This window comes from Bradyrhizobium sp. B120, from assembly GCF_049075665.1.
Classification (GTDB): Bacteria; Pseudomonadota; Alphaproteobacteria; order Rhizobiales; family Xanthobacteraceae; genus Bradyrhizobium.
The window spans coordinates 1,591,164-1,613,208 of record NZ_CP185242.1 but is presented as its reverse complement, the minus strand read 5'-3'; the positions used below and the strand labels follow the sequence as shown (position 1 = coordinate 1,613,208).

General features: G+C 64.6%; 19 protein-coding genes. 10 read left to right on the top strand and 9 right to left on the bottom strand.

Annotated elements, in window-relative coordinates; translation table 11 throughout:
- Window positions 1-2 precede the first annotated feature (2 nt).
- Together ybaL and ACOIX3_RS07665 are read left to right on the top strand one after the other, a co-directional pair.
- A complete protein-coding gene (gene ybaL / locus ACOIX3_RS07670; protein ID WP_420969143.1) occupies window positions 3-1,736 on the top strand; it encodes a YbaL family putative K(+) efflux transporter in 1,734 nt (577 codons plus the stop codon).
- A 39-nt stretch (window positions 1,737-1,775) separates the two neighbouring features.
- Window positions 1,776-2,009: a hypothetical protein gene (locus tag ACOIX3_RS07665; RefSeq protein WP_420969142.1), complete on the top strand. Its 234-nt coding sequence runs from the start codon at window positions 1,776-1,778 to the stop codon at window positions 2,007-2,009.
- 148 nt (window positions 2,010-2,157) lie between these two features.
- Here ACOIX3_RS07665 and ACOIX3_RS07660 read toward each other — a convergent pair whose 3' ends face one another.
- From ACOIX3_RS07660 to ACOIX3_RS07640, 5 genes are all read right to left on the bottom strand, one after another.
- On the bottom strand, window positions 2,158-2,319 hold the full coding sequence (locus ACOIX3_RS07660; RefSeq protein ID WP_420969141.1) for a hypothetical protein: 162 nt from the start codon (window positions 2,317-2,319) through the stop codon (window positions 2,158-2,160).
- Window positions 2,320-2,359: 40 nt separating this feature from the next.
- A complete protein-coding gene (locus ACOIX3_RS07655; RefSeq protein ID WP_420969140.1) occupies window positions 2,360-2,635 on the bottom strand; it encodes a chaperone modulator CbpM in 276 nt (91 codons plus the stop codon).
- Complete coding sequence (locus ACOIX3_RS07650; RefSeq protein WP_420969139.1) at window positions 2,632-3,534, bottom strand: DnaJ C-terminal domain-containing protein; 903 nt, start codon at window positions 3,532-3,534, stop codon at window positions 2,632-2,634. Before ACOIX3_RS07650 ends, ACOIX3_RS07655 begins: the two co-directional genes overlap by 4 nt.
- Before the next feature lie 124 nt (window positions 3,535-3,658).
- Window positions 3,659-3,841: a hypothetical protein gene (locus tag ACOIX3_RS07645; protein ID WP_092116659.1), complete on the bottom strand. Its 183-nt coding sequence runs from the start codon at window positions 3,839-3,841 to the stop codon at window positions 3,659-3,661.
- A gap of 87 nt (window positions 3,842-3,928) precedes the next feature.
- Complete coding sequence (locus ACOIX3_RS07640; RefSeq protein WP_420969138.1) at window positions 3,929-5,350, bottom strand: hypothetical protein; 1,422 nt, start codon at window positions 5,348-5,350, stop codon at window positions 3,929-3,931.
- A 654-nt stretch (window positions 5,351-6,004) separates the two neighbouring features.
- On the opposite strand from ACOIX3_RS07640, the gene clpB reads away from it, so the two are divergent.
- The 5 genes from clpB (at window position 6,005) to ACOIX3_RS07615 (ending at window position 11,250) form a co-directional block, all read left to right on the top strand.
- On the top strand, window positions 6,005-8,617 hold the full coding sequence (clpB, locus tag ACOIX3_RS07635) for an ATP-dependent chaperone ClpB (RefSeq protein ID WP_420969137.1): 2,613 nt from the start codon (window positions 6,005-6,007) through the stop codon (window positions 8,615-8,617).
- Window positions 8,618-8,719: 102 nt separating this feature from the next.
- Window positions 8,720-8,989, top strand: a complete 270-nt coding sequence (locus ACOIX3_RS07630; protein WP_050628119.1) for a DUF2171 domain-containing protein — start codon at window positions 8,720-8,722, stop codon at window positions 8,987-8,989.
- A gap of 117 nt (window positions 8,990-9,106) precedes the next feature.
- Window positions 9,107-10,168 carry a Dyp-type peroxidase gene (locus ACOIX3_RS07625; RefSeq protein ID WP_420969136.1) on the top strand — a complete coding sequence of 354 codons (1,062 nt, stop codon included), beginning with the start codon at window positions 9,107-9,109 and terminating at the stop codon, window positions 10,166-10,168.
- Entirely contained in the window at window positions 10,161-10,976 is an 816-nt protein-coding gene (locus ACOIX3_RS07620; RefSeq protein ID WP_420969135.1) for a family 1 encapsulin nanocompartment shell protein, read from the top strand. The genes ACOIX3_RS07625 and ACOIX3_RS07620 overlap by 8 nt, the downstream gene beginning before the upstream one ends.
- Before the next feature lie 82 nt (window positions 10,977-11,058).
- A complete protein-coding gene (locus ACOIX3_RS07615; protein WP_097672779.1) occupies window positions 11,059-11,250 on the top strand; it encodes a hypothetical protein in 192 nt (63 codons plus the stop codon).
- A 9-nt stretch (window positions 11,251-11,259) separates the two neighbouring features.
- Here the strand turns inward: ACOIX3_RS07615 and ACOIX3_RS07610 are convergent, their stop codons facing one another.
- Together ACOIX3_RS07610 and ACOIX3_RS07605 are read right to left on the bottom strand one after the other, a co-directional pair.
- Entirely contained in the window at window positions 11,260-12,480 is a 1,221-nt protein-coding gene (locus tag ACOIX3_RS07610) for an MFS transporter (RefSeq protein WP_420971680.1), read from the bottom strand.
- A 257-nt stretch (window positions 12,481-12,737) separates the two neighbouring features.
- Entirely contained in the window at window positions 12,738-13,550 is an 813-nt protein-coding gene (locus ACOIX3_RS07605) for a WecB/TagA/CpsF family glycosyltransferase (protein ID WP_420971679.1), read from the bottom strand.
- A 496-nt stretch (window positions 13,551-14,046) separates the two neighbouring features.
- On the opposite strand from ACOIX3_RS07605, the gene ACOIX3_RS07600 reads away from it, so the two are divergent.
- Window positions 14,047-15,177, top strand: coding sequence for a GNAT family N-acetyltransferase (locus tag ACOIX3_RS07600; protein ID WP_420969134.1), 1,131 nt, complete (start codon window positions 14,047-14,049; stop codon window positions 15,175-15,177).
- 137 nt (window positions 15,178-15,314) lie between these two features.
- Here ACOIX3_RS07600 and ACOIX3_RS07595 read toward each other — a convergent pair whose 3' ends face one another.
- A complete protein-coding gene (locus ACOIX3_RS07595) occupies window positions 15,315-16,535 on the bottom strand; it encodes an FAD-dependent oxidoreductase (RefSeq protein WP_420969133.1) in 1,221 nt (406 codons plus the stop codon).
- A 505-nt stretch (window positions 16,536-17,040) separates the two neighbouring features.
- On the opposite strand from ACOIX3_RS07595, the gene ACOIX3_RS07590 reads away from it, so the two are divergent.
- Window positions 17,041-18,366 carry a lipopolysaccharide biosynthesis protein gene (locus tag ACOIX3_RS07590; RefSeq protein ID WP_420969132.1) on the top strand — a complete coding sequence of 442 codons (1,326 nt, stop codon included), beginning with the start codon at window positions 17,041-17,043 and terminating at the stop codon, window positions 18,364-18,366.
- 90 nt (window positions 18,367-18,456) lie between these two features.
- Here ACOIX3_RS07590 and ACOIX3_RS07585 read toward each other — a convergent pair whose 3' ends face one another.
- Window positions 18,457-20,574 (bottom strand): GumC family protein, encoded by a 2,118-nt coding sequence (locus ACOIX3_RS07585; RefSeq protein ID WP_420969131.1) that lies wholly within the window; start codon window positions 20,572-20,574, stop codon window positions 18,457-18,459.
- A 166-nt stretch (window positions 20,575-20,740) separates the two neighbouring features.
- On the opposite strand from ACOIX3_RS07585, the gene ACOIX3_RS07580 reads away from it, so the two are divergent.
- The gene (locus ACOIX3_RS07580) at window positions 20,741-22,042 is read left to right on the top strand and encodes a glycosyltransferase family 4 protein (protein WP_420969130.1); all 1,302 of its coding nucleotides are present in this window, start codon (window positions 20,741-20,743) and stop codon (window positions 22,040-22,042) included.
- Window positions 22,043-22,045: the final 3 nt, after the last annotated feature.

Here is a 22,045-nt window from a genome sequence, read left to right as displayed (position 1 = left end):
AAATGCCGCATGACACACCTCTGATCGCGACCGTCGTCGCGGGCCTCGGACTCGCCTTCGTCTTCGGAACCATCGCGCAGCGCTTTCGGGTTCCGCCACTGGTCGGTTATCTCATCGCGGGCGTCGCCGTGGGTCCGTTCACGCCCGGCTTCGTCGCCGATCAGGCGCTGGCCACCGAGCTCGCCGAGCTCGGTATCATCCTCCTGATGTTCGGCGTCGGTCTGCATTTCTCGCTGAACGATCTGCTGTCGGTGCGCGCGATCGCGGTGCCCGGCGCGATTGCGCAGATTGCGGTCGCCACACTTTTGGGCCTCGGCCTCGCGCTGGTGATGGGCTGGACCATCGGTGCCGGCCTGGTGTTCGGGCTCGCGCTGTCGGTCGCAAGTACCGTCGTGCTGTTGCGCGCGCTGCAGGAGCGCCGCCTGATGGACACCGAACGCGGCAAGATTGCGGTCGGCTGGCTGATCGTCGAGGACCTCGCCATGGTGCTCGCGCTGGTGCTGTTCCCGGCGGTTGCGAGCTTCCAGGGCGGCGATGGCGCGGCACTTACCTCCGATCCGCTCGCCGCCCGCTTCGGCCTCGGGCTGACCGGCGTGCTGGCGCTGACGCTGATCAAGATCGCCGTGTTCATCGCGCTGATGCTGGTGGTCGGACGCCGGCTGATCCCGTGGGCCCTGCACTACATCGCGCATACCGGGTCGCGGGAGCTGTTCCGGCTGGCCGTGCTCGCGATCGCGCTCTGCATCGCGTTCGGCGCCACCAAGCTGTTCGGGGTGTCGCTGGCGCTTGGCGCTTTCTTCGCCGGGATGATGCTGCGGGAATCGCCGCTGAGCCAGCGCGCCGCCCAGGAAACCCTGCCGCTGCGCGACGCGTTCGCGGTGCTGTTCTTCGTCTCCGTCGGCATGCTGTTCGATCCGCTCAGCGTGGTGCGCGAGCCGTGGCCGTTTCTCGCAACGCTGTTCGTCATCGTGGTCGGCAAGTCGCTCGCTGCGCTCTTGATCGTCGTGCTGTTCCGCCATCCGATGGCGACCGCCCTGATGATCTCGGCGAGCCTCGCTCAGATCGGCGAATTCTCCTTCATCCTGGCGGAGCTCGGCGTTGCCCTCAATCTGCTGCCGAAGGCCGGCCGCGACCTGATCCTGGCCGGCGCGATCTTCTCGATCATGCTCAACCCGCTGGTGTTCGCGGTGGTCGACTGGCTGACCTCGCGGCTCGAGAAACCGCAGGCCGCCGCGCCGACCGCCGCGACCTCCGAGGCGATCCCGGTCACCGACTTGCAGGATCACACCATCCTGGTCGGCTACGGCCGGGTCGGCAGCATCGTGGGCGATGCCCTGCATCAGCGCAACGCGCCATTCCTCGCGGTCGAGGCGTCCGACGACATGGTCGCAAGACTCAGGCAACGCGGCATCGAAGCCCTGATGGGCAACGCCGCGCGCGCCAGCGTGCTGCGCGCGACCAATCCGGCCGGCGCGCGATCGCTGGTCATTGCGATTCCCGAAGCGTTCGAGGCCGGGCAGATCGTCGAGCAGGCGCGCGCCGCCAATGCCGACATCCAGATCATCGCGCGCGCGCATTCCGACGCCGAGGTCGATCATCTGAAGGGGCTCGGGGCCGACATCGTGATCATGGGCGAGCGCGAGATCGCCCGCGGCATGATCGAGGAGCTCGACCGCAGGCACTCAGGTGCGGTCACGCAAAATGCTGCGAGCGCAAGGGAAGATTCCGCAGCCTGAGGTAACGGCGCCCACTGCGCGACGAAAGGAGATCAGGACATGGCGTTCAAGAGCCCGCACGTTTCGTTGGTGTCGTTCTCGATCGAGATCGGCGCCGATGCCACGACCAATGTGATGCAGATCGAGACCGATCTACATCTGAACACCCGTCATCCGAGCTATGACGCCGCGGCGATCGAGCGTCTGGTAGGCGACGCGCAGTCCTATCTTGCCGGCAATGCCGACCAGATCACGCAAATCCGGCTGGTCTCCAACCGCAGCGGCCAGACCTGACGTCTCTTTGTTTGCGCATGATCTCCGCGCAAACGCTTCGCGTTTGTCGCGAGGGAAAACCGGCTTCCACTTTTCCGGATCATGCTTTAGCCGCCGAGGAATGCCGGCGCCAGATCTTCCTGTACGATGATGTTGGCGGCTTCCGTCGTCAGCTCGCTGCCGACAAGGTCGAGGTTTTCGCGGCCTCGAACAGCATCGCGCGGACGTCGTCCGGCGTCAGCACGCCCTTTGCGATCAGCTTGCGTACCAGCGCCTGCAGGATGAGAACATCGATCTCGCCATGGGCCAGCGGCGTCGGCTTGTCCGTCATGATCGTCTCCCGGGACTGAGGTTCGCCGCAAGCGAGGCGGCTAGCGCGGCGATGACGCGATATCCTTGTGCAATTCTTCGAACGCACGGCGCAGCCCGTGCAGCTGGTCGACCAGATGGAGGATGACGTCGATGCCCTCGTCGTTGACGCCGAAATCGCCCTTCAGATCCCGGATCAGATGCGCGCGCGCCAGGTCGGTATCGGAAAAGCTGATCTCGTGCATGGTCTCGTCCGGAACGAGCCATTGCTGCTCGATCCAGAACTCCAGGGTCTGCACCTCCAGACCCGCATCGATCAGGAACTGCTGCTTGTTCATGATGCACCATCATCGCGTGGATTGAATCCCTTGCGATCCCAGCTCGACACGAACGCCTCGAGCGCGGGATCGGGTCCCTTGGGCAGGACCACCTTGAGCTTGACGAACTCATCGCCGTGACCGCCGCCGACCTTGGGCGCGCCCTTGCCGCGCAACCGCATCGTCGTGCCGGTGTTCGAGCCCTTCGGAACCGTCATGGTGACCGCGCCGGTTGGCGTCGGAACGTTGACCTTGCCGCCGAGCACAGCCTCCGACAGCGAGATCGGCAATTCCAGCGAGATGTCGTCGCCCTCGCGGGTGAAGCGCGGATCGGGCCGCACCTCGACCTCGATCAGCGCGTCGCCGGGACCGCCCTTGCCGCTGCCGGGCATGCCCTTGCCACGCAGACGAATGACCTGGCCGTCGATCAGTCCCGGCGGGATCGTCACATCGAGCGTGCCGCCGTCGGGAAGCGTCAGGCGCTTGCTCGCACCGGTGATCGACTCCGCGAAATCGATCGCGAGGCTATAGTGCAGGTCGCGGCCGCGACGGTTGGCGCGTGCCTGCTCGCTGCGCCGAAGCAATTCGGCGAACGCGTCGTCCTGATCCATGTAGTCGGCATAACCGGAACTGTCGGCGTAGGGATGCTCCCCATCCGCAGTGGCGAAATCCCGGTAGTAGCGATGCTGCGGCCGCTCGGCGCCGCTGGCGTCGATCTCGCCGGCGTCGAAGCGCTTGCGCTTGTCGGCATCCGAGAGCAGGTCGTTTGCCGCAGCGACTTCCTTGAACTTTTCCTCGGCCGCCTTGTCACCCGGATTGAGATCCGGATGCAGCTTCTTCGCCAGCTTTCGATAGGCCTTCTGGATATCGACTGAAGACGCCGTCGGGGCAACGCCAAGAACCTCGTACGGATTTCTCACAACATGCTCCGCAACACCGTGAGTGCACCTGCAATCATGAGGACGCAAAAACAGCCGATTTGCAAGTGCGCTCGCACGTCGCCCGGCAATGGGCGACGCAGCATGCGTTCGGATCGCGGGCGCGCTACGAGGTATGTCCGGGATCGAGATAGTTCGGCATGTTCTTCTTCTGCTGCGGCGTCATCCTGGCGGGATCCGGCTTACCCGGCACACCCCGCGGACCAAGCAGGGCTCGCTGCATATCGTCCTCGCTCAGGCGTGGCTTGCCGTCGTCAAGCTGTCCGCTGCCACCGTGACTCTGTGCCATGACCGACCTCCAGTGATGATCGCCTGCGCGCGGGAAGATAGAGAGTGCGCGCTCCGCCGGAACGAGCCGGCGGAGCGCGATTGTACCTCAGCGTTGCTCCTGCCGCTTCTCCTCTGCGGGGTGACCTGCGGCAGGCGCAGGGTGCGGCGCCGCCTGAACGTGCGGCGCGGCCTGAACGTGCGGCTCCGGCCGTGCCGCCGGCTGCGGATGCGCCTCAGGACGCGCCATCGTCTCCGGCCGTGCTTCCGGCCTTGCAGCAGGCTCCGGTCGTGGTTCGGGCCGTGCTGCCTGCTCCGGCCGCGCGACGGGCTTCGCGGCAGGCTCCGGCCGCGGCTCCTCCTTGCGCACCTCCTCAGGACGCCGCTCCGGCGCGGCAGGCCGCGCCGCTTCCGTTGCAGGCCGCGGCTCAACCTTCGGCTCGGCGGCGGGCGCTGCGCGCTTCTCCTCGACCGCAGGCCTGTTCGGCTCGGCGGGCGGATGCGCCGCAACGCCCTTCTCGGGGACTGGAAGCGCGTGCGACCCGGCAGCCACCGGCGCAGCAGGGTGCGGCTCAGCCTTGGTCTCGGGAGCGGGAGCTGCGCGCTTCTCCTCGGCCGCGGGCTTGGTCTCCTGGGCCGCAGGATGCGCCGCCGGAAGCTCTTTCCCCGGGACCGGGAGCGCATGGGAGTCAGCAGGTGCTGTTGCAGGTGCAGCCGCTGTTCCCGGCCGCGCCGGCTCCGCGGCCGCCGGCTTTGCCGCGGTGGCAGGCACGGCCTCGCCGGCCGGCCGCGCGCGGACCACGCCCGGTCCCTTCAACTCGCCGGGCCGCGCCGTTGCGGCGACCGCGGGCACGCCGTTGTTGGCCCGCTTGAACAGGCTCGGATCCTGGCTTGCGGTCTCGACCTGCTTGCGTTGCAACGGCGTCGCCGCGAAGTGCTGCTCCTTGGCGATCGTACGTTCGGCGGGTGTCGGCCGCACCTCGATGCCGCCGCGGCCGCCATTGTAGCTGACGTTGTTGATGGTGGTCTGATTGATCGTGACATTCTTCTCGTAGACGTTGGTGATCCGCGCGCCTTCCAGATTGTTCACGGTGCGATTGTAGAAGAAGTTGCCGTGATCCCAGCGGCCGCCTTCATAGCCCGAACCGCCGTAGCCGAAGCCGTAATTGACGCCGCCGTAGAAGCCGACGCGATCGCCCCAATAGCCCTGATGGAAAATGAAGCCGCCGCCGAATGCGCCCCAGTAACCGGGGGTCCAGAGCAGCCCGACCCGCGGCGGCTGCACCCAGGTGCCCGGCACCCAGTAGTAATCGCCGCGATCCTCGTCCCACGACCAATTGCCCGGCGACCACATGTAACCGGGCCCCGGCACCGGCGGCTGATCGTAGGTCGGCAACGGCGGCGGCGCGGTCTCGACGGCAGCGACCGGCGCGCATGCCGCATCTTGCGCGATTGCCGGCACGGCCGTCGCAGTGAACAGCGCCGTGGCCATCGCGGCGCACGACGCGGTCGAAAGAAGACGAGTGATCATTGGGAGCCTCTTCGATGAGCACGTTCAACGTGAGAACCGGAACAAAGTTCCGTGCATCGGCAACGCACCGACACACTTCATCGCTAGCGCCTTGACCTTACATCAACCTGAAACAGCGCCAAACGCATCACGCAGCTATTCATCGACGGTTCAGAGTGTGCAGTGACTCATTATCATGCGATTCAGTGAAACAGCGCGCGACGCACGTCTGCATCATCGCGTGCATTCCGCGAGGTGCGGGATCACAGTTACTGAATTCGCGAACATGACTTCGGCTCTCGCACGATTGCAACCCATCCGGACTTGTCGCGCCGCTCATTTCGCAAGCATCACGATCAGCCGAGCCGCCATCGGCGTGATGCGGGGCCCCGATTTGTCGGCGCGTCCGTAGCAGTGCCTCCGGATGAGTGCCAGAAGCGAACACCGGCAGTCGCAACACCTCAAAAGCGGTATGCCGGCGGCCGCGCTCCGCGATTGACACTCCCCTGAAACGACCACACGATACGAGCAGCGGCGGCGTCAGGCCCGCGGTTCTCCGCCCGGCACGATTGGACGCCTGTCGCATGATGGACGTCATCGTTCCGCCATCTGTCGCCGGCGGCAATGCATGGCATAATGGATCTCGACGAGCCTGTGCTGCCTTGAGGTGCCACGATGAACATTGAAAAATATACCGATCGCGTCCGCGGCTTCATTCAGTCGGCACAATCGCTCGCGACGCGCGAGGGACACCAGCAGTTCTCGACGCTCCACATCCTGAAGGTGCTGCTCGACGACAGTGAAGGCCTCGCAGCCGGCCTGATCGACCGCGCCGGCGGCAACTCGCGCGCGATCCTCAAGGCGACCGAAGACGCGCTGGCGAAGGTGCCGAAGGTGAGCGGCGCCGGCTCCGGACAGATTTACCTCGCGCCCGAGACCGCGCGCGCCTTCGCCGCGGCGGAACAGGCCGCCGACAAGGCCGGCGACAGCTTTGTATCGGTCGAACGCCTGCTGCAGGCGCTGGCAGCCGACAAGGACAGCGAGGCCGGCAAGCTGCTCGCCAGGGGCGGCGTCAATCCGCAGAACCTGAACGCGGCGATCAATGCGCTGCGCAAGGGCCGCACCGCTGACAGCGCGACCGCCGAAAACGCGTATGACGCGCTGAAGAAATACGCCCGCGATCTGACCCAGGCCGCGCGCGACGGCAAGCTCGACCCGGTGATCGGCCGCGACGAGGAGATCCGCCGCACCATCCAGGTGCTGTCACGCCGCACCAAGAACAATCCCGTCCTGATCGGCGAACCCGGCGTCGGCAAGACCGCGATCGTCGAGGGTCTGGCGCTACGCATCGTCAATGGCGACGTGCCGGAGAGCCTGCAGGACAAGGCACTGCTCGCGCTCGACCTCGGCGCGCTGATTGCCGGTGCCAAGTATCGCGGCGAGTTCGAGGAACGGCTCAAGGCGGTGCTGCAGGAGGTGACGTCCGCCGAGGGCGGCATCATCCTGTTCATCGACGAGATGCACACCCTGATCGGCGCCGGCAAGGGCGACGGCGCGATGGACGCATCGAACCTTCTGAAACCCGCGCTCGCCCGCGGCGAGTTGCACTGCATCGGCGCCACCACGCTCGACGAATACCGCAAGCATGTCGAGAAGGACGCGGCGCTGGCGCGGCGGTTTCAGCCGGTGTTCGTCTCCGAACCGACGGTCGAGGACACCATCTCGATCCTGCGCGGCCTCAAGGACAAATACGAGCAGCATCACGGCGTGCGCATCGCGGATTCGGCGCTGGTCGCGGCCGCAACGCTGTCGAACCGCTACATCACCGACCGCTTCCTGCCCGACAAGGCCATCGACCTGATGGACGAGGCGGCGGCGCGGCTGAAGATGCAGGTCGATTCCAAGCCGGAAGAGCTCGATTCGCTGGATCGCGAGATCATCCGGCTCAAGATCGAGCAGGAGGCACTGAAGAAGGAGACCGATCTCGGCTCCAAGAGCCGTCTGCAAACCCTCGAGAAGGATCTCGTGAATCTCGAGAAGAAGTCGGCGGACATGACGTCGAAATGGCGGTCGGAGAAGAGCAAGCTCTCCGACGCGCAGAAGATGAAGGGCGAGCTCGAGCAGTTGCGCACCGAGCTCGCCAATGCGCAGCGCAAGGGCGAATTCCAGAAGGCCGGCGAGCTGGCCTATGGCCGCATTCCCGAGCTCGAGAAGAAGCTCGCTGCCGTCGAGGCCAGCGAGACCTCGTCCGCCAGCGAGACCGTGACCGCCGACAACATCGCGCAGGTCGTCTCGCGCTGGACCGGCGTGCCGGTCGACAAGATGTTGGAAGGTGAGAAGGACAAGCTGCTGCGCATGGAGGAGATGATCGGCAAGCGCGTCGTCGGCCAGGCCGAGGCCGTGCGTGCGGTGTCGACCGCGGTGCGCCGCGCCCGCGCCGGCTTGCAGGACCCGAACCGGCCGATCGGCTCGTTCATGTTCTTGGGTCCGACCGGCGTCGGCAAGACCGAGCTCGCGAAAGCGCTCGCCGAATATCTGTTCGACGACGAAACCGCGATGGTCCGGCTCGACATGTCCGAGTTCATGGAGAAGCACTCGGTCTCGCGGCTGATCGGCGCGCCTCCGGGCTATGTCGGCTACGACGAGGGCGGCGCGCTGACCGAAGCCGTGCGGCGCCGGCCCTACCAGGTCGTGCTGTTCGACGAGATCGAGAAAGCGCATCCCGACGTCTTCAACGTGCTGCTGCAGGTGCTCGACGACGGCCGTCTCACCGACGGCCAGGGCCGCACCGTCGATTTCCGCAACACGCTGATCATCATGACCTCGAATATCGGCGCGGAATATCTCGTCAACCAGCCGGAGGGACAGCCGACCAGCACGGTGCGCGAGCAGGTGATGAACATGGTGCGGGCGCACTTCCGCCCCGAATTCCTCAACCGCATCGACGAGATCATCCTGTTCCACCGGCTGCAGAAGAGCGACATGGGCCGCATCGTCGAGATTCAATTCTCGCGCCTGCGCAAGCTGCTGGAGGATCGCAAGATCGATCTCGAGCTCGATCCGAAGGCGCGCGACTGGCTCGCGGAGAAGGGCTGGGATCCAGCCTATGGCGCCCGCCCGCTGAAGCGGGTGATCCAGCGCAGCGTGCAGGACCCGCTCGCCGAGATGATCCTCGCCGGCGACGTGCGCGACGGCTCACAGGTGAAGCTCTCCGCCACCAAGGCCGGCCTCACCTTCAACGGCAAGAAGCCGGAGAACGCTGCCGCGGACGAATTCGAACCAGTGTGAGAGAAGCCCGGATTGCCAACGACGCGCCGTCATCGTCGCGTCGTCCAGGCGCATCATATGCAAGCTGAATGTACAAGCCGACCTGAAACCAGGGAGAGCGTCATGACGCAGCAGAACATCAAGGACAACATGGAGGTCATCGGCGCCGACGGCGTGCATGTCGGCACCGTCGACCATGTGGAAGGCAACCGCATCAAGCTCAAGAAGAGCGAGAGCGACGGCTTCCACAAGGGCCATCACCACTATATCGAGCTCGGCTTCGTTGCCGGTGTCGAAGGCTCCAAGGTGCGGCTGTCAGCCAACGCCGCCATTGCGGTGACCCTCGAGGAGGAAAAGTCCGGCAAGCCGGTTGGTCCGTCCGCGGAAGCCTAGCAATCCGGGCTCTTGTAAAGGCTCCGGTGGCATGCTCCTCTGCCCTGTCTGAACGTCGATCCGGCGTCCAGCCGAGACCTTTTTCGCGTTAAAGTGCCGTTAGTTAAGGAGAGATGCGTGCCATCAGCCGTTCCGCAACCGGTCGCTGCGAAGCTGACGCGCGCGGCCATCTTCCTTGCGGTCACGATCAAGCCCAATCCGGAATTTGATACCGTGGTGCGGTCGCTATGTGCGGACGTGGCTGCGCTGGTGCGCGCGGTCGGCTTCCGCGATCTCGAGGGCCGGCTGTCCTGCGTCATGGGCATCGGCTCGGATGCATGGGACCGGCTGTTCGGCGCGCCGAAGCCGCAGGGCCTGCATCCGTTCCGCGAGATCAACGGCGTCCACCACGCCGTCGCGACGCCGGGCGACCTGCTGTTTCACATCCGCGCCGTGCCGATGGACCTGTGCTTCGAACTCGCGACACAGATCATGTCGCGGCTCGGCGATGCGGTCGCGACCTCTGACGAGGTGCACGGCTTCAAATATTTCGACGAGCGCGACCTGCTCGGCTTTGTTGACGGCACGGAGAATCCGGAGGACCAGGCGGCAACCGAGGCGACGATCATCGGCGACGAGGACGCGGCCTTCGCCGGCGGCAGCTATGTGATCGTGCAAAAATACCTGCACGATCTGAAGAAGTGGAACGAGCTGCCGGTCGAGATGCAGGAGAAGATCATCGGCCGCACCAAACTGTCCGACATCGAGCTCGACGATGCGGTGAAGCCGAGCTACGCGCACAATGCGCTGACGACGATCGTCGAGAACGGCGAGGAGCTCGACATCGTCCGCGACAACATGCCGTTCGGCAACACCAGCAAGGGCGAGTTCGGCACCTATTTCATCGGCTATGCCAAGTCCCCGCACCGGATCGAGCAGATGCTGGAGAACATGTTCGTCGGCAAGCCGCCGGGCAATTACGACCGCCTGCTCGACTTCAGCCGCGCGGTGACCGGCACGCTGTTCTTCATTCCGTCAGCGACCTTCCTGGAAGATGTCACCAGCGAGCCGCCTGCACCCGCGCCAGCCGAGCCGTCGCTGGATGACGCCGGGGCTGACGAGGCACCTGCACAAAAAATACCGCCGTCCGACGGCTCGCTCGGGATCGGCTCACTCAAAGGAGAGGCTGGACATGAATAATCTTCATCGGGGACTAGCCCCCATCTCAGACGCGGCATGGGCCCAGATCGAAGAGGAAGCTTCGCGGACGTTGAAGCGCCACTTGGCGGCGCGCCGTGTCGTCGACGTCGATGGTCCGAAGGGCACGGACTTTTCCGCGGTCGGCACCGGCCATCTGAAGAAAATTGCGACACCCGGCGACGGGGTCGAGGCGACGCAGCGTGACGTGCGCGCGCTGGTCGAGCTGCGCGTGCCGTTCGAGCTGTCGCGCCAGGCGATCGACGACGTCGAACGCGGCTCCAATGATTCCGACTGGGATCCGCTCAAGGACGCCGCGCGAAAGATCGCCTTCGCCGAGGATCGCGCGGTGTTCGATGGCTACACCGCCGCCGGCATTCAGGGCATCCGTCAGGGCACCAGCAACCCGGTGTTGAAGCTGCCGTCGAGCATCAAGAATTACCCCGCCGTGGTCGCGCAGGCGGTCAGCCAGTTGCGGCTCGCCGGCGTCAACGGTCCCTATACGCTGCTGCTCGGCACCGAGCCCTATACCGCGATCGGCGGTGCGACCGACGACGGCTACCCCGTGCTGCAGCACATCCAGCGCCTGATCGACGGCAAGATCATCTGGGCACCCGCAATCGCGGGCGGCGTCCTGCTGACCACCCGCGGCGGCGATTTCCAGCTCTCGATCGGCCAGGACCTTTCGATCGGCTATCTCAGCCACTCGGCGACCTCGGTCCAGCTGTATTTCCAGGAGACCATCACCTTCCTGATGCTGACCAGCGAAGCGTCGGTGGTGCTTGCGCCGGAGGCGAAGAAACCCGCCTAGACCCGCCGGCGTTGCTTCATCCGGGAAGTCTCCGGCCATGGCCGGGACTTCCACTAAACGTGAAACGGAGAGGAGGCGCGCGATGGACTACGATCTCTACATCAACCCGAAGAAGGCATCGGTCGGCCTTTATGTTCGCAAGGGCGCCGGCCTCCCCGATCTCGGCGACGCCAAGGACTGGGTGTTCGACGGCACCTCGGCGCAAGCCAACCTGCCGCCGCAGCTCGTGAAGGAGATCGAGGCCAACGGCCACGCCTTTCGCGACATGGACTGAGCTCAGCGGTTACCTCTCGCCGACCTTCACCGGCGCGGTCTCGGGCATCAGGCTCATGGCCACGATGCCGACCACTGCTGCGAGCAGCAGATACCAGGACGGCGCCAGCGGATCTCCCGTCACGTGCAGCAGCCACGTGACCACGAGTTGCGCGGTGCCGCCGAAGGTCGCGATCGCGACCGCGTAGATCGTCGCGAACACGCCGCCGCGGATGTTCTGCGGCAGCGCTTCGGTGAAGGCCGCGTAGAACGCGGTGAACGGCAGCGATCCGATGAATGACAGGATGCCGAAGCCGAACAGCAGCGACCACGCGCCGGGATCCCGGACGATCCACAGGAAGGCCGGATAGGTCAGCACCAGCACGACCAGCTGCGGCCAGATCATGATCGGCTTGCGTCCGAGCCGGTCGGCAAGCCAGCCGCCCAGCACCGCGCCGATGATCTGAAGTCCGTTGCTCACCAGCGAGACGGTGAACGCCAGCGACGGCGACACATGCAGCGTATTCTTGGCGTAGGTCGTCATGTATTGCGTCACGTAGGTCGAGATCGTGCCGCTGGCCAGGATCATCACGGCCAGCAGGATCACGCGAAGATGCCGGCGCGCCAGCGTGACATGGTTCGCGCGCTCAACGCCCGCCGCGGCACGCTCGCCGTGAGGAACCGTTTCCGGCAATGTCCGGCGCATCCAGATGCCGAACGGCAGGCAGACGGCCCCGAGCAGGAATGCGACGCGCCAACCGTAAGCCTGCAGCATGTCGGGCGCCATCGTGCTGCTCAGGATCACGCCGACCAGGGCGCCGACGGTCGCCGCGATCTCCTGGCTTGCCGGCTGCCAGGCCACCACCAGGCCGCGATTCCTCGGGGCTGCGATCTCGATGAGATAGGCCGTGGTCGGTCCGACTTCGCCGCCGAGCGCGAACCCCTGCACCATCCGCGCCAGGATCACGATGATCGGCGCCACGACGCCGATCGCGGCATAGGACGGCGTCAACGCGATGGTCAGGATCGCGCCACCCATCAGCGCAAAGCTCAGCAGCATCGCCGGCCGCCGGCCGACCCGGTCGGAGAAGATGCCGAGCACGATGCCGCCGATCGGCCGCGTCAGGAAACCGGCGCCGAAGGTCGCGAGCGACAGCATGAGGCTGCCGTATTCGCTATGCGCGGGGAAGAAGGTGCGCCCGATCTCGGTCGCAAAGAAGCTGTAGGTGATGAAGTCGTAGAACTCCAGCATGTTGCCGATGGTCGCGGCAAAGGCTGCGCGCTTGACATCGAACTGTTCCCTGCTCGCAATGTCCGGCAACGCTCTCGGTTCCCTGGGCTGGCTGTCCGGAGCGAGTATTGTTCCTCAGGCCATGCAAGGCAAGGCAGGGCGTACCGCGCGATCCGCATGCGCCGCGAGCGGCATCATATCGGTTGTACTCAGCTCATCGGATGAGCTTGCGACTCCGGAGGATCGGACCGGAGCGCAGTTTGCACGCGACAGGTGCTTCAGTTCCTGGTCGACGAGGACCGCGTCCGGTTGAACAGCAGATAGAGGGCGTGCGGATTGGTGGTCAGATAGCGCCAGAACAGCCGGCGCGGCTCGAGCCAAAGACGCCAGGCCCATTCGAGCCCGACGATCTGCATCCACCTCGGCGCGCGCGGCCGCGATCCGGACAGGAAGTTGAACAATCCGCCCGACGTCTTGATGACGCCGACGTTGCCAAGCCGCGACATGAATTCATCGACGAAGGCCTGCTCGTAGGGCACGCCAAGTGCGACCCAGAGAAAGTCCGGCGCCAGAGCGTTGATCTCATCCACCTTGGCCCGAAGCGCGTCGCCGCGCAGATAGCCGTGCGAATGGCCGACGATCTTGAGAGCCGGATAGGCCCGACGAACATTGGCGATGGCCGCGTTGTTTTCGGCCTCGTTCGCCCCGAGCAGGTAGAAGGTCAGCCCGAGTTCTTCCGCCTTGCACGCGACGTCGTGGAACAGATCCGTGGTCGCGACGCGCTCGGGAAGCGGGTTCGGAGACCGCAGCTTCGACACCATGACCAGCGGCTGCCCGTCGGCATTGATCAGGTCGGCGGCACGGAACAGCCGATCGGTCATCGGCTCGGTGGAGCAGCGCGACAGCACCTCGCCATTGGCTGACGTCAGATACAGCGGCCGATTGATGCGCCGGTTGGGATACACCGCTTCGACCATGAAATCCGCGGTCTGCTCGCGATCGAGCACAGCGAGCCGCAGCCCGCCGATCGTCGCGCGAGCAACGCTGGCGGTCGCAGCCCGGCCGACAGGATTGGTGCGCCGCTCCAGCACGCCGTTCGGCGTCGTTGATTCGGCTGGCACATCCGTCGAGGAAACCGGTTGCCCGACGCTCGAAGTGTTGCAAATCCGGACAGCTGGAGCAGCCATATCCGAATCGAGACGCCGCGGCCGCTCGTGATCGGCCTGCAGGGGCGAGATTGCGTCGGAAACGCGGGCTTTTTGGCTGTTAGTCAACATTTCAGCAGGGGCTCCAGTGCTTACGTGCACCTAACTGCAATATCCGGTCCAGACGGCTGCGATATCACGCGGCAGCGTGACGTGAGACGGACCGCAAGGGATGGTTAACGATGCCGGCGCTGGGCGGAGCGACAGCATCACACAGGATTCCGCAAGGCCGGCGACGTTCGAGCAGCAACACTGCGCAAAGGTCGCGGGAGCGCATTAACACAAATCGCATTCTCCCGGTGCCCGAGGTCGTCAGCCTTTGCTATAAGGAGATCACGGCGGCTCGACCGGCGCTTTTGAAAACCCGTTTGTTTGGTTTCACATGAATAAGAATGATGACGCGTTCGATGTTTGCATCGACGACGCATTCGACTTCCTGTCTGAAGAATACGCGACATTGTTCGAAGGCTCCGACGCGACCGCCTTCCAGCATCCGCTGTGGCTCGACAGCCTCTATCGCAAGCTCGCTCCCGCCGCGGCAGCGAAGCCGCTGGTCGTCGTCGTCCGTCACCGCGCCAGCAAGGCGCTGGCGGCCGTGCTGCCGCTATTGCGCGTGCGCCGCGGGCCGATGCGCACGATCGAATTCGCCGACCTTCGCGTGTCCGACTATCTGTCGTCGGTCTGCGCCGCCAAGACGTTCGCCGACCTGCTGCAGGACCGGCAGGCCTGCGAGAAGCTTCGCAAACTGGTCCGGCCGTTCGACCTGCTGCGCATTCCCAAGCTGCTCGATGCCAGGATGCCGATCGAGAATTTGCTCGGGGCGCCTCACCGCAGCCTGATGGATACCAATGCCTATGCGACAGTCCTGTCCGCGCCGTTCGAGCAATGGCAGATCAACGCGCTGGGCAAGTCCTATGTGAAGGAGCTGGCGAAGAAGTGGCGCCAGATCCACAAGAAGGGCACGCTCACCTTCGCATGCTGCACCGACGGCGCTTCCGTCGGCGAAGCCATGGACGTGATGAGGAAGTTTCGCGGTCCGCGGTTTCAGGCGCACGGTGATGGCGACTTGTTGCAGCGTCCGGAATATTTCGATTTCTATTCGAGCGTGGCGTTTCGCGGTATGGGCACCTTTACCCGGCTCTACACCATGAAGATGGATGGCGAGGTCATCGCCACGGCACTTGGCCTCGCCCACAGCGGCCGCCTGCTCATCGTCATGACGGCTTTCGACATCGAGGGATACAAGAGCCAGTCGATCGGCGCGCTGACGTTCGAAAGTGTCGCCAAGGACTGCATCGAGCGTGGAGACCGGGTGCTGGATTTCACCATCGGTGACGAGCCCTACAAGATGCAGTTCGGCGGCCAGCCCACGCCGATGTCGGGCGTGACGCAGGCCGGCAGCGCGGCCGGATCGCTTGCATTGTTTGCGCTGAAGCAGGCGCCCTGGATCAAGCAGGCGGCGAAGCGGGTGACCGATCTCAGGCCGATCCGCACCTCGACCGGTACACGCTAGATCGTGATGAGATCAGGTTGAGCTGGACTGCGTCGAAAGCTCACCTCTCCCTTGGGAGAGGTGAACCGAGACCGCACCAAAGCCGATTCAAGCAAAACTCGTCCGGCTTTAGAGCCGCTTGAGAAGCGCGCGCCCCGTTAGCGGAGCGCGCTGCGCACGCGCATGACCCATCCCGGATGAATCCGGTCAACCTGATGCGTGACCATGCGGCGCAGGAAGTGCAGCTTCCGTTGCATGGTCCAGCGTACGTCGGTGTTGGAGGTCAAAGCCTCGCGGAAGCGCGCCAGTTCCAGCGAATGCCGGTCGGCGGCGAGCTTGTCGCGATCGGAATAGAACTGCGCGATCTTCTCCGTGCCCATCCCGTCGGTCTCGAGCCAGCGCGGCACATATTCGGTGCAAAGACGCTCGACATCCACCAGCAGCCGGCTCACGCCGGTACCGGCCGCGGGACAATTGGTCTGGTAGGCATCGCCGATCAACACGACGCCGGGCTGCAGATGGCCCTCGGTCACCGACAGGTCCATGACCCAATTGTGCACCTGGCCGACGATCTGGAAATCGCCGAGGTAGCGCTCCAGTCCCGGCATCAGACGAAGCAGCGTCCGTCTTGTGTCGCGGCGCAGCTCGCGCATGATCGGATCGGTCGGATCGCGGAACATGAACAGGTTCGCCCGCATGCCGCCCGACATCGGAAACAGGCTGAGATAGTCGACGCCGTCAGCGGCCTTCTTGCCGTAGCAGGTCAGCGCGTCGAAACCGAACGGCGCGTTGTCCGGCTTTGCGATGGTGAACCCGAACGAAATCGAGTGGCGCTCGGCAAGCATCTGCCGGCGCATTCCGAGATTGTAGCCAAGCGCGCCCGCCATGCCGGTCGCCAGGACGACCAGGCGCGAGACGACGCGTTTTCCGGAGGCCAGCGTCAGTTGCTGACGATCCTCGCTGCAGCTGACATTGGTCACCTGGTCGAGCAGGAAGCTCGACGTATCCGGCGTCAGGCCGCGGGCCATGTTGACGAGGTTGGCATAGGAAATCCCGTAGGACCTGCCGACGCCGATATCGACCAGTCTGCCGTCCCTGATGTTGAGCACACGGTCATAGGGCGCAGCGACGGCCTCGACGTGGTCGATGAAACCGAGGCGTCGGAAGATATCGATCTGCCGCCCGGCGATCTTTTCGACGCGGAATTCATCCGGCGGGATCGAGCGCTTGTCGATCAGGACGACCCGATAGCCGGCCCGGGCGAGAACGGCCCGCGCGAGCGAGCCCGCCAGACCGGCGCCGACAATGGCAACGTCTGCTTCGATCGTTTCAGCCTCGCAGGGTGCGATCGGCTGGGTCGTGCTTTTCTCGGCAATCATCTTTGTCCGCTCCGACGGCTAATTGACCACGGAACTGCAATTTCCTTGCCTGCCCCGCCGCCTTGCAGAACGAACACGACGAGTTCCACTATTGAGGTTAACAACAACGCTCCGGCCGCGATCAGCCGCTTCCCGGCACATCGCTTGCAGCCATAACGGTCATGAAACTGATGTTTTAGACGCTCCGCAGCAGGCAAGCGGGGCAATGGCCTGGCCGTGGCGCTTCGACGGGCGCCGTTGACGCGCTAACGCGGCTTCAACCGGCGCGGTCCATGCTATCGAACCGGGTGGCGGAGAAAAATCCGATCTGCGCCGTTAGGACACAGCGAGGACGGCGGCGTTCCAGAATGGAGCAGCGCGACATATTGGCCGTCGCGCCTCAAGCCCGGTTGGAAGGAACGGAATTTTAGCAAGAGAACTTTAACACTCCAGACCTCACCGGTTGCTAAGGTCGGTCGTCCGACAGGATATTGAGACGTCTCTTGTGATTGCCTCCGTTCTCCAAATGCTACGGCGCGATGTGACGCGCGGCGTTGCCGGGACCATCCTCCTCAAGGTTGGCAGCGGCGGACTTGCGTTCGCCTTGTTCTCGCTGGCCGCGCGAGCGATGACACCTGACGCGTTCGGAGACTTCGCAACCCTGCTCTCCATCGCCCAGATCGGCGCGGTCGTGGGCCTGGTCGGCCAGGAGCTGCTGCTGGTTCGCTTCCTCAACGAGTACGAGGTGCGCGGTCAGGCCGAGCTCACCAAGGGTGTGCTGCTGTCGAGCCTGAAGTACTCGGCGATCGGGATGCTGATCTCGATTACCGCGATCGCCACGGTGGCAAGCATTCGCGGCGAATGGTGGCTCTTGATCCTCTCGGTCTCGGCATTCACCGCCATCAATGCCGGGCTGATGCTCGGCAGCCAGATCGCACGATCACTGGTCAGCATCCTGATGGGCGAAGGCAATCGCGAATTCTTCTGGCGGGTTGCCGTTGTCCTGGTGCTGATCGCAGTGCTGTTCGGCCACCGCCAGCTCACCCCCGCCGAGCTGTTCACCGCGATGACGGTCGCGATGGCGTTGGGGCTGATCGTGCAGATCGTGTCGATCATGCGCGTGCTGCCGAACTTGCGCACGGTCACGGCGCGCTTCGAGACGTCGCGCTGGAACCGCAGCGCGTTCCGCTTCTGGCTCGCCTCGATTCTCGAAGCGGCGAACCAGTATTTCGACGTCATCCTGGTCTACTGGATGCTGGATCCGGCCACTGCGGGCGTCTATTTCGCCGCCTCGCGCCTGGCGAATATCTTCGCGATGCTTTCCGCTGCGCTCTACACGTTCGGCGCGCGCCGGCTGCCGTCGCTGTATTTCAGCAAGAACCACCGCGAACTCGAACACACGCTGAAGCTGATGGCCGAGGTGACCGCGCTCTGCGTGGTCACCGGGCTGGTCATCGTCTGGGTCGGCGCTCCCTACCTGCTCGGCCTGTTCGGACCGCATTTCGCCGCGCAGCAGTGGGTGCTGATCGTGCTCGCGATCGGAACGGCCTTCCAGGCGGCAGGCGGGCCGTCGGCCGCGGTCCTGCAACTGACGGGGCATGAGCGCGATTATGTTCCGGTGGTCGCCGCCAACGTGGCGTTGCGGCTGGTCGGATTTGTCGTGCTGATCCCCTGGCTCGGCGTGCTCGGGGCGGCGATCTCGGCGACGGCTTCCCTGGTGCTCGCCACCATCGCGCTCAATGTGCTGTGCCGCCGGCGGACCGGCGTCGACCCGTCAATTCTGGTGCTGTCGCATCTGTCGTCGTCGAAGGCTGGCGCTTACGCCGTCCGTGTTGCGGATAGCAAGGACTAGAGCGTTTTCAGGCGAAAGCCTGTCCCGCACTTGATGCGGGATGGACGCCGGTTCGCATGAAGAAAACCCGTCAAACAGGAATTCAGAGCTTCAGCTTGCCAATCCCAGGGCTTCGCGCTGAGGGTTGCTGACTGCGGCATTGGCCGCCACGCGATTGACGACGAGCGCAATCGGGACCGAACCGAATTTGGACAGATCGGCCCGCGCCTTGCCGATCGCAGCCGGGTCGGCGGCGCCCTCGCGGACCACGAGGATCACAAGGTCGGCGTGGGCGGCCAGCGCGACCGCGGCCGGCTGCATCGCAAGCGACGATGCGTCGACGATGATCAGGCCGAAATCGGCGCGAATGTCGTCCTGCGGATAGGGCGGCGCCTTGCTGCTGGCGCCCAGCAGTTCGACGACCGACGGCAGATCGGCCTTGATGATCCCCGAGCCTTGCGGCGGCGCGGCTTCGGTGCGCCTCGTTTCCATCTCGATCAGGACGCTAAGCATCCCGTTCTTGACGGCGGACCGGTTGAGCGACCGTGCGACGGTGCTGCCGCCCGCACCGGTCTCGACCGACAGCAACAGCGCCACCTTGCCGTGCTCACCCGGAAGCTGCTCGATGTTCTCGGTCAGCAGCTGAAGATGTAGACTGAGATCGGGCTCAGCCGTCGTCGAAATTGGCGTCTGCCAGACGCTCCTGACGGCATCAGGCGACACCATGTTGGGAATGCGGGCGAGCACCGGCAATCCCGGCGGCAGTGCAGACTGCGGCGCGGCCGGGACCGGGGCCGGGGCCGGCGCGGGCTCCTCGGCGCGGCGGAGCGGCGGAACGGCCTTGATCGGGAGCTGCCCCAGATTCAGACCGGGAACGGCGACGATCGCCGTCGACGTCAGCAGTGAGACGATCGCGAGCACGACGAGCAACAGCGGCAGTGGCGGAAGCGTCGAACGCACCGGCGGCGTCGCTGGAGATGCGACCTTGGTCTGCGAGTTCTGAAGCCCGCGCTGCTCGTCGGTCGTCCTGTAGCGCGACAAGAACTGCTCGTAGATATTCTTGTTGGCATCGGCATCGCGCTGCAACTCCTGCAGCTTAACGAACGCCTGGCCGTCGACCAGGATCTGCGACTCAGCCGCCTTCAACTGGTCTTCGAGCGCCTTCAGCTGGTCGCGCTGCGCCTCGTATTCCGACTTCGCGGTGTCGATGTTCTTCTTGCGCTCGATCTCGATCTGCCGGTTGAGATCGCTCAACTGGCTGAGCGCCATCACGAGGTCGGGATGACGATCGCCGAGCACCCCGCGCTTCTGCGCAATCTGGTCGTTGAGCGCGGAGCGCTGGGCGCGCAGCGCGCTCAGCAGGTCCTGCTTGACCGGTCCGTCGACATTGGCCTTCAGGTCGCGTTGCAGCTGGTCATAGCGCGACTTGGCCTCCTCGGCACGGGCCCGCGCCGCGGCAACCTGCTGCGTCAGGTCGGTGACGCGCAATTGCTGCGTGGTGGATTCCTTGCCGGCGTTGACGATCCGGTGCTCGAGCTTGAACTTGGCAACGGCATCTTCCGACGTTCGCAGCCGGTCGTTCAATGTCTTGAGCCGGCTCTTCAGCCAGTCGGCCGCTTCATCGGTTGCAACGCTGCGCGTCCCGCGCTGGCTGGCGACGAACGCCTCGGCCACCGCATTGGCGTAGTAGGCCGCACGCTGCGGATTGTTGGACGTGAACGTGATCGCGATCACATAGGTTAATCCACGCCGGGAAATATCGAGCCGCTTGCGAAACCGGTCGAGCAGCCGCGTGGTGTCGGTCGTGCCACCGGAAACGTCGCCGTCCTCGGCGACCTTGAGCTGATCGATCAGCGGCCCGAGAAATCCATCCGATTTGGCGATTTCGACGTAGCTTTGCAGAGCTGCGGCATCTTGCCCGATACCGGGCAGCACGTCCTGGTCGGCGGTGACGCGCTGCTCGCGCGGATCGAGCACGACGAGCGCCGTCGCCGCGTAACGCGCCGGGATCAACATCAACACAATGACACCGACTGCGAAGATGACCGCGGCCAGCATCAGGATGCGTTGACCCTTCTCGCGAAAAAAGGCCACCACGCCCGGAATGCTAAGTACGCCCTTGATGGTTTCCGCGGAGGATTGGCCGGCCGGCACGCCGGCAGTTTCCCACGACGCTGCGGGTTCCGTGACTTCGGAACGTCTCGGGCCTATGCGGCTACCGAACTTCATGGGTTCTGACTCGAATTCAACTGACAGTACTGCTCCAACGTAAATATCTATGGTTAATCGCCGGTTACCCCCTCTTCGCGTTGCCGTAACCAATTAGTTAACGAGCCAGCTGTACCCTATCTGTGAGATAATAGCTCTCGATTGCCGATACATGTCTGATTGCTAAATGAGCAGTAACCTCAACACGCGCTACTCGATGCACGAGCGCGCTTCGCGTGATAGCTACGCGCGCAAAAGTGAAGGGGACGAATCCACTCCTTCAACGGGTGAGGAATCCGTGCTCCAACACACGCCAAGCACAGAATTGCGCGAGGCATCGACCGCATCACGCGATCGACCAAACGAGAGCAAGCGAAAGCTGCGTGTTGTCCTGGTGCAGACCCAGGCCGAGAACGCTGGCGCGCAGGAGATCTCGCGGCTACTCGGCGCCGGCCTCACCGCACGCGGCCATGACGTCGCCAACCTGTTCTTCTTCCGCAAATCGGATTCCTTCGACGAGCCGCCCAACACGTTCTATTGCGCGCAGACCCGTCCGGGAAATCCGGTGGCGCTGCTGCGGATGCTGTGGTCGCTCGCCGGTCATCTCAGGACCATCAAGCCCGATGTCGTGCTGACCTTCCAGCACTTCGGCAATGTGATCGGCGGAGGCGTGTCGCGCCTCGTCAGCCGCGCCCCCGTGATCGCCAACCAGGTATCCTCGGCGCTGTCGATGAGCATGCCGGTGCGCGCTGCCGACATCGTCATGGGCTCGACCGGTTTCTTCCACTGCATCACGCTGAACTCGCGCGACATGGAGCGCGAATACGCGCGCTATCCGGCTCCGTATCGATCGCGCATGAAGCACGTCCCGCACGGCTTCGACGACAAGTCGCACAGCCTGCCGAAGGCCGTTGCGCGGCAACAGTTCAAGCTGCCGCCGGACCGTACCCTGCTCGGCTGCGCGGCACGGCTGCACCCGCATAAGCGGCTCGATGCGGCCATTCGCCTGCTGGCTGCCGATCCATCCTGGCACCTTGCGCTCGCCGGCCAGGGCGCGGATGAGGGACGATTGAGAGCCCTGGCGGACGAGCTTGATGTCGCGGACCGGCTGCACTTCATCGGCGAAATTCCACCGCGCCAGGTGGCCGATTTTCTGACCTGCCTCGACGTCTTCGTATTCCCGACGCAGGCCGAAACCTTCGGCCTTGCCGCGGTCGAGGCCGCGAGCGCCGGCATTCCCTGCGTCGTCAACGATCTTCCCGTGCTGCGCGAGGTGCTGTCCTACCAGGGACAGCCCGCCGCGGTATTCGTTGACGCGGCGAACGAGGCCGAATTCGCGGCAGCCGTGTCGAAGGTCCTGACCGATCGTGTGTTGAGCGACCAGCTGCGGCAAAGCGCCGTGGGCCTGAAGTCGCGTTATTCGTTGGATGCCATGATAGAGGAATACGTCCGCATTCTCGGCGAAGCCGTGGGAGCGGACGCGCACTAGGAA